The sequence below is a fragment of the Polynucleobacter sp. 35-46-11 genome (genome assembly GCF_002281105.1).
Window position 1 is genome coordinate 1 of sequence record NZ_NCFJ01000514.1, and the last position, 1768, is coordinate 1768.

General features: G+C 40.6%; 1 protein-coding gene and 1 pseudogene. Both read right to left on the reverse strand.

All coding sequences use genetic code 11. The annotated features are described in order from the left end of the window. Positions 1 to 961: exopolysaccharide Pel transporter PelG (pelG, locus tag B7Y67_RS17060; protein WP_293599652.1), on the reverse strand; the 961-nt coding region annotated here is incomplete at its 3' end. Continuing rightward, positions 949 to 1662, reverse strand: a pseudogene (pelF, locus tag B7Y67_RS17065) (GT4 family glycosyltransferase PelF); the annotation flags it as partial. The pseudogene pelF and the gene pelG, both read right to left, overlap by 13 nt. Positions 1663 to 1768 lie beyond the last annotated feature (106 nt).

Genomic DNA, 1768 nt, shown 5'->3' on the forward strand with positions numbered 1-1768 from the left:
GCATTACCTCTATATGCTCTAAAGTCGCACCTTCTCGGACAGCCGTAAAGAAGCGATCATAATAGTCAGCAAAGTCGGTTTCAATTCTTACCAAAAATACAGCCATACCTGGAATAATGGCCAAATAAGCTAAAAATATAGGAAAGTCATAAATAACTGATGCATGCAAAGGACCAATAACTTGTTGTCCAGTATCTGAATTAAACCAGAACATAAATTTGTCTACCCACAAGCCCAAATTAAACAAAAATCCAGAAACAAGCAGACTTAGATAGATTTTTGTATGATCAAAGAAAGCAAAACTAACACAGGTTGCCTTTAGAAAACTACGATAAACATGAAATAGCATGAGAATAAGCAACAACATATGACCAATAATGAAGCCAGCCAGCAACCCCTCTAGGCCATAAGAACGCAACCAGAAAGATAACACAACAACTAAACTATAGCCAACAAAAAAAGACCAAAAAATTTGCATATATTGTTTTAGGCCAGAAAGTAAAATGGCAGTTATCCAAATACTAGATATTACACAAAACCCAATAACAATCAAAAATCGATAAACAAGGCTTTGATCGGGAAAAAACCAATAGGAAATAGCACCAACAATCAAGCCACCAGACGCAATCGTAACCAACAATAAGCCATTTAATGTGGGAACAACTAAGTCTTCCCTATCTTCAAACAATCTATCGGCAATGTAACGAGTGTACATAAGCTGAGAAAGGCCAGTATAGATTAAGGAAAATGCAATCAGATAAGTAACCGTAACCTGGAATTGACTCACTAAAATATTGGGCACCACAACGCCAACACTAATAATGCCAACAACCAGAATCCCAATAATGGATAAAACCCAAGGACCAGAACTAATGATACCCGCATAGGCATAGGTTTGCAGTAAGCCAGCATAGCTCTTTTTCTTTAGCAGTTTTTTGAGTTCAAAACCTATTCCTGCCATGTTAAACCTTCGTTGTAACGTTGTTGATACAAATCAAACATCAGCGTTTGTGTGTAGTATTTCTCAACTCGAGCAATGGCTGCTCGACTGGCACTTTTCCATGCTATTTCATCGGTTAACAAACTGCAAATAGCCTGTGACATGGCTTCTGGATCGGCAATCTTCACCACACACCCCGCCGCACCGAGCAATTTATCTTCTTCGCTGTAACCATAAACCAACTGCCGACAAGAGCCAACATCGGTTGTTACTGTAGGAACGCCTACGGCATAACCCTCCAAGATAACCAGTGGCAAAGCCTCGGAAATAGAGCTTAAAACGGTGATGCCCACCTGAGGTAATAACTGATCAATTTTTTGGAAGCCTAAAAACTTTACTCGATCGGTAAGACCAAGCGATTGCACCAACTGCCGACACTCTTGTGCGTAAGCTTTGTCTTCCTCCTCTGGTCCTGCAATCCAGCCTTCAGCGTCAGGAATACGATTGACAACAAGGCGCATGGCACGAATGAAGGTCTTAATATCCTTAATAGGCACAACCCTTCCAATTAAACACGCCACATTAATGAGCTTATTGGGTCTTTTATACCGTTGGGCAGCAAATTTGGGCAAATCTATGCCGTTGGGAATGGTTTGTGTTTTAGCCTCCATGGCGCCATCCACGATTTGACGTTGCCGATTAGCCTCATACAGTGAAATAATAGCATAAGTGTCGGGTCTCGACTGGTTGGATGAGTTACAATTATCTTAAATCTCAGTATTTGCTTGAAGGTTGCAAGTCCGAGATTTTAGAATTTCTGCAACCAGA